Origin of the sequence: Termitidicoccus mucosus (assembly GCF_038725785.1) — a bacterium.
GTDB lineage: Bacteria > Verrucomicrobiota > Verrucomicrobiia > Opitutales > Opitutaceae > Termitidicoccus > Termitidicoccus mucosus.
This window is the reverse complement of sequence record NZ_CP109796.1, coordinates 707879-721656: the sequence shown is the minus strand read 5'-3', so window position 1 is coordinate 721656 and position 13778 is coordinate 707879. Positions and strand designations below refer to the sequence as shown.

9 protein-coding genes are annotated in these 13778 nt (G+C 61.7%); 5 read left to right on the top strand and 4 right to left on the bottom strand.

Annotation, left to right across the window (positions count from 1 at the left end):
• Positions 1 to 57: 57 nt before the first annotated feature.
• The 4 genes from OH491_RS02470 to OH491_RS02455 all read right to left on the bottom strand — a co-directional run bounded on the left by OH491_RS02470 (position 58) and on the right by OH491_RS02455 (position 5168).
• Complete coding sequence (locus OH491_RS02470) at positions 58 to 933, bottom strand: hypothetical protein (protein WP_068769480.1); 876 nt, start codon at positions 931 to 933, stop codon at positions 58 to 60.
• Between the two features lie 119 nt (positions 934 to 1052).
• Positions 1053 to 2168, bottom strand: coding sequence for a tRNA preQ1(34) S-adenosylmethionine ribosyltransferase-isomerase QueA (queA, locus tag OH491_RS02465; protein ID WP_068769848.1), 1116 nt, complete (start codon positions 2166 to 2168; stop codon positions 1053 to 1055).
• 115 nt (positions 2169 to 2283) lie between these two features.
• Positions 2284 to 3537, bottom strand: coding sequence for a glycoside hydrolase family 88 protein (locus tag OH491_RS02460; RefSeq protein WP_068769481.1), 1254 nt, complete (start codon positions 3535 to 3537; stop codon positions 2284 to 2286).
• Between the two features lie 65 nt (positions 3538 to 3602).
• Positions 3603 to 5168, bottom strand: coding sequence for a peptidoglycan-binding protein (locus OH491_RS02455; protein WP_342750844.1), 1566 nt, complete (start codon positions 5166 to 5168; stop codon positions 3603 to 3605).
• Between the two features lie 215 nt (positions 5169 to 5383).
• Here OH491_RS02455 and OH491_RS02450 point away from each other — a divergent pair, with 215 nt between their 5' ends.
• The 5 genes from OH491_RS02450 (at position 5384) to OH491_RS02430 (ending at position 13687) form a co-directional block, all read left to right on the top strand.
• Positions 5384 to 7525 carry a TonB-dependent receptor family protein gene (locus OH491_RS02450; protein WP_084441974.1) on the top strand — a complete coding sequence of 714 codons (2142 nt, stop codon included), beginning with the start codon at positions 5384 to 5386 and terminating at the stop codon, positions 7523 to 7525.
• A 492-nt stretch (positions 7526 to 8017) separates the two neighbouring features.
• Positions 8018 to 9100 carry an imelysin family protein gene (locus OH491_RS02445; protein ID WP_334319167.1) on the top strand — a complete coding sequence of 361 codons (1083 nt, stop codon included), beginning with the start codon at positions 8018 to 8020 and terminating at the stop codon, positions 9098 to 9100.
• 203 nt (positions 9101 to 9303) lie between these two features.
• Positions 9304 to 10338: an imelysin family protein gene (locus tag OH491_RS02440; RefSeq protein ID WP_334319168.1), complete on the top strand. Its 1035-nt coding sequence runs from the start codon at positions 9304 to 9306 to the stop codon at positions 10336 to 10338.
• Between the two features lie 327 nt (positions 10339 to 10665).
• Positions 10666 to 12210: a di-heme oxidoredictase family protein gene (locus OH491_RS02435; RefSeq protein WP_334319169.1), complete on the top strand. Its 1545-nt coding sequence runs from the start codon at positions 10666 to 10668 to the stop codon at positions 12208 to 12210.
• 301 nt (positions 12211 to 12511) lie between these two features.
• Positions 12512 to 13687, top strand: a complete 1176-nt coding sequence (locus OH491_RS02430) for a Rid family hydrolase (protein ID WP_068769486.1) — start codon at positions 12512 to 12514, stop codon at positions 13685 to 13687.
• The last annotated feature ends 91 nt before the right edge of the window (positions 13688 to 13778 follow it).

The window sequence follows — 13778 nt, the reverse complement described above, 5'->3', positions numbered from 1 at the left end:
AAAAACGCCACCGCGTTTCGGCGGTGGCGGCGGGTCTGGTGAAAAATTTGCGCGCGCTTATTTTCCGGCGGCGGGCTGGGTCGTCGCGCTCGTGGCGATTTGTTTCGCCTCATCTTCCGACAGCGGCGTGTAAATCAGCGACTCCTCGACCTCGATGAGATAAGGGCGCAGCGGCGTGATGCCGTGGAGCTTGGCAAACTCCTCGACGTTCTTTTTCAGCACCTCCTCGGATTTCGTGAGTTCATCCTGAAAACGCCTCTTCTCGCCGTCGCTCTTCGCGTTGTTGATCGACTGGGCGAGCTGGCCAAGGTGTTCCCGCTGAGCCTGGACAAGCTGGACGTTGCGCCGGAAAATCTCGTTGGCCCCGACGCTCTCGATGGACGCGACGTAGAGGTGAACCCTGCCGTCAATCGTCCTGATCAGGTCGGGCTTGGCCCTGTCCTCGGGGGAGAGCTTGGCGAACTCCTCGTCGGCAAGCGGCGTGTAGAGACGCGTCTTGGCGAAAAAGATGACGTAGTTGCGCAGAAGCGAAAACCCGTAGGTTTTCGTCATGATGGTGTTGTTCGAGTCGAGGTTTTTGAGCGCCTCGTCGAGCTGTTTCTGGAGGGCGTCCTTTTCCTCCGGCTTGGCCTCGTCCACGCGCTTTTTGAGTTCCACGACGCTCGCGCGCTGGGCCTGGACGACTTGCACGTTGTGCTGGAATTCGCGGTTGAGTTCGATCGAGCGGATGGCCGAGACAAACGCCAGTTTCTGGTCGTTCTGCTCGATGATTTGCGGGTAGTTCGCCGGGGCCGCCGCAGGCGCGGACGCCACCGCGGGCTTGGCCGGCGTGCCGGCGCCGTCCGCCGAGTCGGAGGAGCGCGAACACGCCGCGAGCAGGCACGCGGCGAGAATGAGGACGGTGTTCAGAGTGAAACAACGAAGGGTGGGCATAAAACGATAGTTAAAAGATTTAATTTAAGCGAAAAGCCATTTGTTGCAACCCGGTTTTAATCAAAAAGAAAAACCAAACCTAATGATTTGTTGTGTCAGGCAACACACGAAGGCCCGTCCTACAGGACCAGCATCGCATCCCCGTAGCTGAAAAACCGGTATTCGCGCGCGATCGCCTCGGCATACAGTTCGCGCATCCAGGCGATGCCGTCCGTCGAGCCGGGCGTGAGAAAGGCCGACACCAGGCAAAGCAAGGTCGAGCGCGGCTGGTGAAAATTCGTGATGAGCGCATCCACGCCGAGAAACCGCCGCGGCGGATAGATGAACAGCGCCGCCTCCGCGCACTGCACGCCGCCACCTGCCCCCGTTTGCCAAGCACCCGCGCCCTCCCTTTCCCTTTTTGCCAGATAATCCTCGATCGTGCGCACCGAGGTGGTGCCGACGGCGATCCGCCTGCCGCCGCCGGGCGCGACGAGCCTGCGCGCCGCCGCCTCCGGCATCTCGTAAATTTCCCGATGGATCGCGTGTTCCTCGACGGTTTCCGTGCCGATGGGCTTGAACGTGCCCAGGCCGACATGCAGCGTCATGTCCGCCGTGCCCACCCCGAGCGCGGCCAGGCGTGCGAGCAACTCCGGCGTGAAATGCAGGCCGGCGGTCGGCGCGGCCACGGCCACCTGGCTCGCGCGGTCCGCGTAAACCGTCTGGTAGCGCTCGATGTCGCGCTCCCGCTCCTCCTCCGTTCCCTCCCGGCTGATGTAAGGCGGCAGCGGGATGTCGCCGAGCCGGTTGGCCACCGCGATGATCGACGCGTCGCGCGGCGTGGTGAAGCGCACCAGCGCCGTCCCATCCTCGCGCTTCTCCAGCACCGTCGCGGAAAAATCCCCCTCGCCCCCGGAGAACACCGCGCCGGGCGGCAGCCGTTTGCCCGGGCGCACCAGGCACCACCAAGCCTCGCCGCGATCCGAAACCGTGTCGGGCCGCAACAAAAAGCACTCCACTGCGCCGCCCGTGGGCCGCCGCGCATGGAGGCGCGCGGGCAGCACCGCGGCGTTGTTGCGAAACAAGATGTCGCCCGCCCGCAGCCAGGCCGGCAGTTCCGCGAACACGGTGTGGACGACCTTGCGGCTGGCGCGATCCACCACCATGAGGCGGGACGCGTCGCGGCGCGCGGCCGGCGTCTGGGCGATCAGGCGCGGCGGAAGCTCGTAATCGAAAAGTTCGGTGGGAAGCGGCACGAGGAAGAGGAAAAATTGCGAATTACGATTTGCGAATAAGAAAGGCATCCGCCCGAAGCGGCGTCATTTGGCATTTTCAAATCGTAATTCGTAATTCGTAAATCGTAATTTTCCGCTACCTTGTTTTCCCCAGTCGCGCCCGATAACGCAGCAGCGCCTCGAGGAAATAATAATCGCCGTAGCTCAGCGGCCGGTCCACCTCGATGCCGTGCGGATAGTGGCCCGTGCCGTGCATCAATAGAAAGCCGCCGTTTTCACCCAGTTTCGCGCGGTAGGCGGGCGACGACAGCGAGACGAGCTGGCGGCGCGCGGTTTCGGCATAGCGGCGCGCAAAAAACGGCTCCACGTGGTCCGCCAGCTCGATGAAGGCCGACGCCATGATGGCGGCGGCGGATGAATCGCGCGGGGTGTCCGGAATGCCGGGCGCGTCGAAATCCCAATAAGGAACCTTGTCCTCCGGCAGGCGCGCGTGCGTCACGATGAACTCCGCGATGCGTTTCGCCTGGTCGAGATAGAGCGGGTTGCGCGTCTCGCGCCACATCATGGTGTAGCCGTAGAGCGCCCAGGCTTGTCCGCGCGACCAGGCGGACTCGGAGCCGTAGCCCTGCCACGTGCGCTTGAGCTCCGGCGCGCCCGAAACGGGGTTGTAGGTGACGAGGTGGTAGCTGCTGCCGTCGGCGCGGAAATGGTTCGCGAGCGTCTTGTGCGCGTGCGCGATGGCGATGTCGCGGTAGCGCGGATTGCCGCTCTCGGCGGTCGCCCAGCAAAGGAATTCCAGGTTCATCATGTTGTCGATGATGACGGGAAACGCCCACATCTCGCGGTCCCACGAACGGAGGGAGCCGACGGCGGGATTAAAACGGGACGCGAGCGCCTGCGCCCCGTCGAGCAGCACGGCCTTGTATTCCTTTTCGTCCACCGCGCCCCGCGCCGCGCGCAAGCCGGTGCCGTAGGCGCAATACAGCATGAAACCCAGATCGTGCGTGCCCGCGTGGTGCCGGAGCCCGTCGAGCCGGCGTGTCCAGCGGTCGGCGGGGGCGTTCCATTTCGCGTCGCCCGTGCCCTCGCGGATCAGCCAGAGCGAGCCGGGGAAAAAACCCACGGTCCAGGTCTTGAGCTTCGAGGTGAGCAGCTTTCCGTCCTCAAAAGTGCGGGGAAACTGGTCCGGCGTTTTTTCGGCCTCGTCCAGCAGCACGCTGTATTGGCGCGCGGCGAAGTCGAAGTTTTCGGCGATCAGGCGCGCCATGTCCGGCCCGCCCGCGGGCTCGCCCGAAATGGCCGCGACGGACAACACGAACAACGCCGCGCCGGCCAGCGCGCCGGAGCGTGGCGCGGGCGGACGGTGGAACGATATACTGGAATGGGTCATGATAAACTGTGGTTGACGGGAAACGGTGAGGGAGAATGCCGGCGCGGGTGAGACCTGACGCGCGGTTATTGGCGCGACAGCCGTTCATTCAGTTGCGCGAGATAAAGCGAGGCCGGGTCGAGGCCGGTTTTGTTCACGCCCTCGATGTGCCCGGCGGGCGCCTTGAACGGCCCTTCTCCGGAAACATCCCCCGAGCAGCCGATGGCGTAGTTTTGCGCGTGCGGCGGGCGCTGCACGCAGATGCGCGCGCCGCCCGCCGCGCAGCGCCACGCAACCGAGTGGGCCAGCCCCCAGCCGTGCGCCGTGCCGTAACGGCCGCGATTATAGAGGCCGAGCACGATTTTGGTGTCCGGCTTGCGCGCGATGAAGTTGTCGAACAGCACGCCCTGCGACCAGCGCCGGTGCCCCTCGGACGACGCGATCGCCCCCTCGCTCACGCAAGCCAGAAAAACGATGCCGGAGTCGAGGCTGGCGCCGTTGCAGATGAAGGCATGGCGAGCCTTGGTCGCCAGGCAGTCGCGAAAAAGAACGAGCTGCGCGCCCGCCGTGCCGAAATTATAAAAACGCCCGCCGGTCGCGATGCCGCGCGGCTCGAGCGCGCGGCAAGACTCGACCGTGGCGCGCGTGCTGCCGCCGCCGAATTGCACGCCCGAGTGCCAGAAGTGGCGCGCGGTCACGCGGCGCACCCAGCAATTTTCCGACTGCTGAAACCGGATGCAGTCCGCCGCGTGGTTTTCCGAGGTCGCGCTTTCCGTCTCCACGTCGATGAAGAGATTTTCGACCCCGACATGCCGCACGGTCCCGGTATCGTTGAATTTCGCCACGTAACTCTGCGCGCGCGCGCGGTCGAGATGATCGAACACCGGCGCATCGAGGGTGAGCCGGTTGCCCTCGACGGCGGTGATATAGCGGTGATAGCGGATGTCGATTTCCCCCGGCTTCCACACGGCCGTGCGCCCGGCGGCGCGGTCGGGGAAGGCATCGCCGGCATTGACCGATTTTATCCATGCCTCGGTGGATGGCTGCACGACGAGCACGGCGTCGCCGACGCGAAACTTCGAGGCGTCCGCCACCTCGAAGGAACTGGAGCCGACCGTGACCCGCGGCGTGACGATGTCGCTGCGCGTGCCGCGCACCTCGGCGGCGAAAGGTTTGCCCGCCGCCCTGCCGCCCGCGAGGACGACCGGCTCCGTGGACGTGCCAGTGCGGCGCAGGATGGTGTTTTGCCCGGGATCCGCGTCCATGCCTGCGCCCGCCAGCACGATACCGTCCGCCGCGAGGCGCAGCGTGCCGCGCACTTCATAAACGCCCGGCGCGAGCAGCAACGCCCCGCGCCAGCCGTCCGCACCGGGCGGCATCGCGGCGATTTCGTCGAGCGCGGCCTGGATGCGCGCGGTATTGTCCCCGCCGGCGGGTGCGCGCCGCGCGACGACGGGCACGTCGGGAATCGGCACCCCGCCGCCATGATAACCGGCGTGGCTGAAATCGGGAATGCGGTTGCCCTGCGCGTCCGCCGCGTAAACAAGCCGTCCGTCGGTCCCGGTCGAGACGAGCCCCGACTGCCACGCGCGCGCCGCGACCGGCGCGAACCCGAGCCCCCAGGCAAGCAACAGGCGGGGAGTCAGGCGCATTTGGCGAAGAAAAGGCATGGTGATTGTATCCGTTTGGCGACACAGCCCCGCGGTGGCGGGGCATCAGGGCAACGGGATGTCCGGGAGCAAATCCAGCCGGCATGGGACCGCAACACCATAGCAAGTTATATTGTTAAGCAAAGATAGGGAGAATCTTTTTTTGGTTGCCCGCGTCTTCTGTACCACTTCCAAACCACTGTTTCGCCGAAAACTCCATGCCATCCGTCCACCTCCGCCCGCTTCTTGCTTTTTCATACCGATGCCGCCTGCATCTCTCTGCATTCGCCCTGGGCGTCGCAGGCATGTTTTTACCCGGCGCCGCAACGGCGCAGGAGCCGCCCATAGAACTGCCGGGATTGCGTGTGGAGGGTTCCCGCCCTGAAATCCTCCGCGCCGCGCAGGCGCTGGCGGCGGTGCCCGGCGGCACGGGGTTGGTGGATGCCGAGGCGTTGCGCATCGGGCGGCTCAACACGCCCGCCGACCTCTTCCAGCTCCAGCCCGGCGTGCTCGTGCTGACGGCGTTCGGCGGCATCGACCACCCGCGCCTGAGCATCCGGGGGGCGAGCATCCAGCGCGGCGGCGACCCCGGCGGCGGGCGCGGCATCCTGTTTTTACAGGACGGCTTTCCGGTCAACTTCAGCGACGGCAGCTTCGACTTCGTGGAATTTCTCGACCCGGCGGCGCTCGACCACGCCGCCATCTTTCGCGGCGGAAACGCGTTCACGCTCGGCGCCACGACCCTCGGCGGCGCGGTGAACCTCGTGTCGCCCACCGGCATCGACGGCCCGCGCCTGGCGCGCGTCGAGGCGGGGGCGCACGACTATTTCCGCGCGCAGCTTTCGCTCTCCGCGACGGACGGCCCGCGCGACGTTTTTTTCACGTTGACCGGCTTCTCACTCGACGGCTGGCGCGACTACAACCACCAGGAGTCCGCGCGTGCCGCGCTCAATTTCGGCTGGCGTTTCGCCAACGGCTGGACGAACCGCGTTTACCTCTCGGCCATGCGCAGCCGCGTCGAAATCACCGGCGTGCAGACGCTCGAGGAAATCGCCGCCGGCAGCACCGCCGCGAACGCCTTCACCAAGCTCACCCAGACCGGGCGCGACACCAAACAATACCGCATCGGCGACCGCCTCACACGCCAGTTCGCGAATAACAGCACGCTCAGCATCGGCGCGCACCTCGCCTATGTGACCTACGGGTTTATACAGGGCCCGAACATCACTTTTGCCAACAACACCGACGGCGGCGCGGACGCCTCGTGGACCTTGCGCGGCGAAATCCTCTCGCGGCCAAGCACCCTCACGCTCGGCCTGCGCGCGCAACTCGGGCGGCGCGACCAGCACACGCACCCCAATCTCTTCGGCGCCGGCTCCCCCGGCACCCCCGGCCCGATGGCCGCGCGCAACCGCCTTGTGGCCGAAAACGTCACCGTCTGGCTTGACCACCAGTTCGCGCTCGGGCACGGCTTCACGCTCGTCACCGCCCTTTCCGCCGCCCGCGCCAACCGCATCAACGACAACCTGCTCGACACCCTTTCCGGCAGCGCGGACAGCGAAGGCGCCGCCGCGCTCCTCTCGCGCCTGGGCGTGCGCTACGAGCGGAAAAATTTCCAGTGGTTCGCCAACGTCACGCGTAACTGGGAGCCGCTCACCTGGGATGCCATGCTCACCACCCTCGCGCCTCGCCCCCGCTCCGCCCAGCACGGCATCACCGCCGAGACCGGCGTGCGCGGCACGGCCGGCCCGCTGGTATATGAGATTACCGGATATAGAACATGGTTGCGAAACGAACTGCTCGTGTGCACGGACGCCGTCGGCGCGCCCACGCAATTCGGCAACGCCGACCGTACCATCCACCAAGGCATCGAGGCGGCCGCGTCCATCGACCTGCTGCGCATCGCCGGCCTGGACGCGAACGCGCGCGGCCATTCCCTGCTTCTGCGCGCCGCCCACACGTGGAGCGATTTTTATTTCGACGGCGATCCCGTCTGGGGGAGCAAGGACCTGCCCGTCATGCCGCCGCACCTGCTGCAAGCCGCGCTGCAATACCGCCACGCGTCCGGCTGGCACGGCGGCGTCTCCCTCACGTGGCAGCCGCGCGGCGGCTGGGCCGATTACGCGAACACGCGGCGCGCGCCGGGTTACGCCGTCGTGGGGTTGAGCGCAGGCTACGCGCCGAAAAAAGGCGCGGGCTTCTTTCTCGACCTGCGCAATGTCTTCGACCGCCGCTATGTCAGCGGCATCAATTCCGGCATAGGTAACTTTTCCGCCCTTCCCCCCGCCTCCGGGGACCGTGCCCGCTTTTTCGCCGGCGAACCGATGTCGCTCTTCGGCGGCGTGGAATGGAAATGGTGAGCGCCGGGCCATCGACGCCAGTTGGCCGGAGTGTTTTGGCGCATTTCAACCAAAACTGTAGCCGTGACTTCATTAAGAGGGACGGCTTCCGTGCCGTCCGTTTCGAAGCAGAAGGACGACACGGCAGTCGTCCCTTCATTTATAACTTCGGCCACGACATTGCTTAAAATGCCATAACCCAAAAGCCTCGAGATTGGGTTGCGCGGCATGGGCGTCCCGCCCATGTGCTGATGGATTTGAGTGTCCGGCCCAGCCAGCCGTTTGGTCTGGCAGAAAAAAGCGGGGATGGGCCATAAACTTTTCTTTTGCCGGCTACCTCTTGCACTACTAACTGCCAAGACATAAATAGTAGGTATTGAGTCTTGGTATCGAGACTTGTAAGCCACCTCATGATGCAATCTACGTGTTTCATAATAAGGCGGCTATGACTGAGATCAACCAACCGCATTCAAACAAAACGACAGCATCCGAATGGCGTGGCGGCATTTTTCCATGAGCGCCGCCGGAAGAGGCATTTTCTTGCTGGCAGGCATCTTGTCCACGTTGTTGGGCGGAATTTCCCATGCCCTGCCCACTGAATCGGATGTGCTTTCGGCACTGGTGAGCGAAGGCGTGCAACCGAGTTGGACCCAAGTCGCGGATACGGCGGGCCGCTTGGAGGCCAGCGTGCGGGTGGTATGCGAAAATCCGACTGCCGAAACCTTGGGGCAGGCACGCGCCGCGTGGCGGGATGCCTATCTGGCGTGGCGTCGCGCGGCGCCGTTTCTGTTTGGGCCTGCCGACAAGCTGGAGCGCCGCATCGGCAGGTGGGCGGTAAACGGAGTGGTGCTGGATGCCGCAGTGGATGCCCCGGATCTCGCTTATCTGCTCAAGCAAACCGACCAGCGCGGATATGCGGCCGCGGAATATCTGCTGTTTACCCCGGCGGATGCCGCCGCCGTCACCGCCGCGGGCCGTGGCGCGCATCTGCGGGATGTGACGGAAGAGATCACCCGGCTTACGGCCCGCGCAAAGCTCGACTGGGAAGAGCGGTTTGCCCACGAATTCACGTCCGCAGGCGACGGCAACCCGTTTCTCCTCCCCGCCGACGCCCTGAGCCGGGTCGTTTCCGAGCTCCTGAATATCATCGAGCGGATGCTGCGGGACCGCATCGGCATGCCCAGCGGTTTCTTTGAACGGACGGCAGTCAAACCCGAGAGCCTGGAAGCCTGGCGCAGCGGGAACGCCAAGGAAGGGTTTCAGGCTACCTTGGACGGGATTCGTCAGGCCGTGACAGGCGGCGGCGATGCCAGTCTTGCCAACCTGGTCGCCACCAAGGACGGCCTGGTTGAAGCCCGAAACCCGGCCTTGGCCAACGATATTACCAATCAAATAAACAGGATCGAAAAGACCATCGCCGGCCTGGGAGGCGATGATCTCAGGCTGGAGGCCGAGCTGCCGAAGAAGCTTTCCCAAATGAAGCGATTATACAAGCAACTGCAAAAATTGCAGGATCAACTGGTCGAGGCCTCCTTGGTGCTCGAACTGGATGTGCATGGAGGCAATGCGCAAGCGCTTCCCGGCGGCTCCGAATGACCTATCCGGGAGATTTTATACTTCGCGTACGAATCGAATAACCAGACCCAAATGGAGCGGATATGTCGCGGCGTTTTCTTTTATACATAAGTTTGTCGGCCATTATCATAATCATAGGCGTCGGAGGCGTTCTTGTTTCCCGGAATGCCGCCGTCCAGGACTTCCTCAGGGCCAGGGCTGCCAAGGCGGTGGTGTCGGATTACGTGGATAACACCGTCCTGAAAACGCTCGATCTTCTCGTGGCCAATATCGAGGCACTCCATGTCGCCGCGAAAAAACTTCAAGCCAATCCCAGCGCCGGGAATCTCGACGCGGCGGCGCGAGCCTGGCATGCCGCCCATGGGACTTGGATGACGGCTGTCGCCTACCTGTATGGACCGGCGGCGCAGCATGATTATCATAAGCGGATCGCCACTTGGCCCTTTGACAAAGTATTGGTCGAACATGCGCTGGACCTGATGGAAGCGGGACAACTGGCAGTCGATTCCCGGTATCTGCGGGAAGAAGAAATGTCCGGCCTGCGCGGGCTCTATACTATAATGTATTTTTTGTTCCGCGATGGACGTCCGCGCGAGGCCGCGGGCATCCGCTCCGTGGAATTGAGCTACCTCACCGCCGTCACCCAGGCATTGCTTGAAGACAGCATCGACTTCGAGGCGTCGTGGCGCGGGCTGGAGAAGCTTCCCCCCGCCAGAACGGCGGTTCTTCAGGCCGCCGGCATCCAAAACAGGTCCGCATACGCGGAAGAGTTCAAGCACCCCGGCACTCCCACGAGCCGCTATGCATCCATATCCATGCCGCTGCAGGAGGTCTTTCAGGAGATCACTGGCGTCCTCGAGGACATAGTGCCGCTGATCGGTGAATTGCGCGAGACGGCCGAGCCTGGCGCCCCTGCCTATTGGGACAGCCTCGATCCCTGCGCCGATTTGCTGAACCAGTTGCGGAGCGTCGAAAACGCATACCTCGGCGGCGTCAACGGCTCCCGCGGCCGGTCGGTTTCCGAACTGGTGGCCGGACATGACAAGGTGCTTGACCGGCTCATCAAGATCTCCCTGGCCCACACGGCATACCGGATTGGAGCCATCCGCGACTTGCACGGCGAGTCCTCGGGAAAACGGGAATTGGCGGTCAGGGTGGCGGAGGGTGAGCTTGAAAAGCTGACCGCCCGGGTGGCGATGGCGATCCCGCTGGTGGTTCTCGACCCCGCCGTCCGTCCCTATGCGGCTTATATAAAATAACGGAAAAGCCAGGCATGAATGAATACAAATGCGCGGGTCCCGATATTTAGGGCGACTAACAAAATCACCAACGCAAAAACGCGAAGAGGCAAATGAAGTCTATTTTAACACAGAGGCCACAGAACGCTGACACGGAGAACACAGAGAGGGAAAAATTCTTTTCTGATTTCGCCTCCGCGACCTCTGTGGGTCGCGCTCTGTGGCCTCTGTGTCAAAACAGACTTCCTCAATTTTCTTTTTGATAGACGCTCTTAATAAAAGACAGCCATGAACCCTCCCTCGTCGATTTCAACAAAGCGCATGGCCTGGTTTTGCTGTGTGGTGTTGATGACTTCATTCCGCCTGGGTTCTCCGCTCCGCGCCCATGTCACCGTGTCCGCCGTCCCGCCGGGAATCCCGGAGGAATACTTTGCGGGCGGCCGTCAAGGCACGGTATTCAATACGACCTCCCGATGCCTGGAGTTGCCCTCGCCCGCCGTCGAGGCCGATCCCAAGCTGGCAAGACAATTTGCCGAAGGAGAGGCCTTCTTCGACGCGGATTTTGTCGTCGATCCCCGGGCGCCCTTCGGCGGGCTGGGACCGGTTTATGTAAACAACTCCTGCCGGAACTGCCATCCCAACTACGGGCGTTCCCGGCGCGTGGAGCGGTATAACCAGCAGTTTGGCGGCGGATATACAGCTTATGTCCATACGCCCGATGGAAAGCTTGTGGACGGCTATCTGTTCATGCTCCAGACCCGGGCCACGCCGCCCTATAAACCGCTGGCCAAGGGGGTGGATATCAAATGGCGCAAATTTGTCGATGAATACGGCAACACCTATCCTGACGGCACACCCTACAACCAAGGGACGCCCTACGAGGGAACCCTAATTTATCCCGAGGCCGACATCATCGATCCTCTGCTGCCCCTGCCCGATGATTACAAGGTCAGTATCGAGGGCACCATCGGGCTTTTCGGGACTGGCCTGCTCGATGCGATTCCCGATCAGGATATCATCGCGGAATACGAGCGGCAGCAGGTGACCCCGGGACCGGTCAAAGGGCGGCCCGGCGAGTGGGTCACCGAGGAATTCGACGGCAAAAAGCATCTCGGCAAGTTCACGTGGCACAATACCCGGGCCACGTTAAGGAACGGTCCCGGCGCCAACGGCATCTGGAACGTCCCGAATATCACGCGCGAGGATCGGCCGAATTTGTTCGCCTCCCGTCAATGGATCGAAAAGCAGGCCGAACTCGGCCTTGACACCAGTGCGCTTACCGGGCGGCAGCCGACGGAAATGACCCGGGAGGACATGGAAAAACTGACGGTCTGGTTTACCGGCCTGGCCGTGCCTGCCGCGCGCAACCTGGGCGACCCGATGGTCCAGCGCGGGAAGAAGCTGTTTCATGAGGCGGACTGCGCGTCCTGCCACAAACCCTCATGGGTGACCGGCAAGTCCGACGTCATCCCCGGCTATGCCAAACAGAAGATATGGCCCTACACGGACATGCTGATGCACGACATGGGCAAGGCGGATTGCCGGTCCTGCCACAAACCCGCGCGGGTCGCCGGCAAGTCCTACACCGTTCCCAGCCGCGAAGAAATACAGCCCGTCACGGAAAGTCTGCTGCGCGACCGGCGGGAGAGAAACCACGGGATCAGGACGATGAACCACGGATTCCGGGACACGTTTCGCACCCCGCCCCTCTGGGCCCGGGGCCTCATGAAAAACGTCGCCGACCACACCGACATGTGGCATGACATGCGCGCCCGCAACTTCGAGGAGGCGATTCTCTGGCACCACGGAGAAGCCCTCGGGCCCCGCGAGGCGTTTCGCAACATGCCCAAGGAGGACCGCGCCGCCCTGATCGAATTCCTGAAATCACTGTAACCAAACCGAACCATTATTTTGAACAGAAGGAAACAAAGATGACCAAGAAAACAATAATCATAAAAAGTATTCTTCGCTCCCTTTGTTTCCTTCTGTTCAATAAAAACCAACCATTATTTTTAACAGGATGAACAGAATGGAAAAGAATGAACAAAATAAAATACATTCCATTTATTTTAATAAATTCTGTCCATTCTGTCTAAAAATAAAGAACCATTAAAAACCGAAAATAAGCACAAAAAACAATCACCCAATCTTGTGCCTTTTGCGCCTCTTTTTAGCTATTAAAACCGAATCAAAAATGGAGTATCTTCACAAGACAATCGAGGACGTGGACCTGGAAATTTCGTTGTTTTCAAAAAACGGCGTGGATGAGATTCACCTGCTTGCCACACCCAACATGCCGGGAACCTTCCCCGCCCAGGTCGAACGGATCATCCAGGCGCAAAACAAATACCTGCGGGAAAACGAAATGCCGGGCGATGCGCTGGTTTTTTCGAGGTATTTTGTCAGCGATTACGCCAACCAGTCGGAAGCGCCGGATTTAATCCGGTCGCTCTCAAAGGGAGGGGGCAACCGGGTCGCCGTATCAATCGTCCAACAACCCCCGCTGACCGCGGCCAAGGTTGTCGCCTGGTCCTATATTATCCACGACAAAAACCGGCAGGCACAGGATTCAAGGGCGATATCGGATCACGATCTGCTGGTGAGAAGAGGCGATTATCATCACCTCTGGAGCACGCGCCTGCTATCGGATAACGGCGTGGCCGATTCCGCGGGCCAGACGAATAACATCCTAAGAGCTTACAACCGCCAATTGGAAAAGAACGGCTTTTTATTCAAAAACGACTGTATCAGGACATGGCTGTTCGTGAAAGACATCGATTTCAATTATCAAGGCGTCGTGGACGCCAGAAGGGAATTCTTTGACGAACTGGGGCTGACCGCCGACACCCATTTCGTCGCGAGCACGGGAATCGAAGGGCGGCACGCCAATCCGGGAATAAATGTCATGCTCGACGCCTACTCGGTGGGAGGACTTGCCCCGGGACAGATCAGGTTTTTGGAGGCGCGCGAAAACCTGAATCCGACCCATGAGTATGGCGTGACGTTTGAAAGGGGGACCAGTGTCGATTACGGGGACAGAAGGCATGTTTTCATATCAGGGACCGCGAGCATCAACAACAAGGGGGAAATCCTCCACCGGAACGACGTAAGGAAGCAGGCGGCCCGCGCCATCGACAATATCATCGCATTGCTGCGCGACGCGGACGCCTCCATGCGGGATGTGGCCCACCTGATCATCTACCTGAGGGACATCGCGGACACCCCGTCCGTGAGGCAGTATTTTCAGGAGAATTATCGGGATGTCCCGAAAGCACTTGTATTGGCGCCCGTGTGCCGTCCCGGCTGGCTGATCGAAATCGAGTGCATGGCCATCAAACCGGTGGATAATCCATCCTATGGCAACTTTTAAGGTTCGTTTTTTTGGGACATGATTACAGGATTTTTCAGGATTAACAGAATTGGATTTTAATCATGATAATTCTTAAAAATCCTGTTCATCC

What these genes read in the sequence shown, in the direction of transcription:
- OH491_RS02470 (WP_068769480.1), bottom strand. Translation starts at nt 933, where the DNA reads ATGCCCACCCTTCGTTGTTTCACTCTGAACACCGTCCTCATTCTCGCC.
- OH491_RS02460 (WP_068769481.1), bottom strand. Translation starts at nt 3,537, where the DNA reads ATGACCCATTCCAGTATATCGTTCCACCGTCCGCCCGCGCCACGCTCC.
- OH491_RS02455 (WP_342750844.1), bottom strand. Translation starts at nt 5,168, where the DNA reads ATGCGCCTGACTCCCCGCCTGTTGCTTGCCTGGGGGCTCGGGTTCGCG.
- OH491_RS02450 (WP_084441974.1), top strand. Translation starts at nt 5,384, where the DNA reads ATGCCATCCGTCCACCTCCGCCCGCTTCTTGCTTTTTCATACCGATGC.
- OH491_RS02445 (WP_334319167.1), top strand. Translation starts at nt 8,018, where the DNA reads ATGAGCGCCGCCGGAAGAGGCATTTTCTTGCTGGCAGGCATCTTGTCC.
- OH491_RS02435 (WP_334319169.1), top strand. Translation starts at nt 10,666, where the DNA reads ATGACTTCATTCCGCCTGGGTTCTCCGCTCCGCGCCCATGTCACCGTG.
- OH491_RS02430 (WP_068769486.1), top strand. Translation starts at nt 12,512, where the DNA reads ATGGAGTATCTTCACAAGACAATCGAGGACGTGGACCTGGAAATTTCG.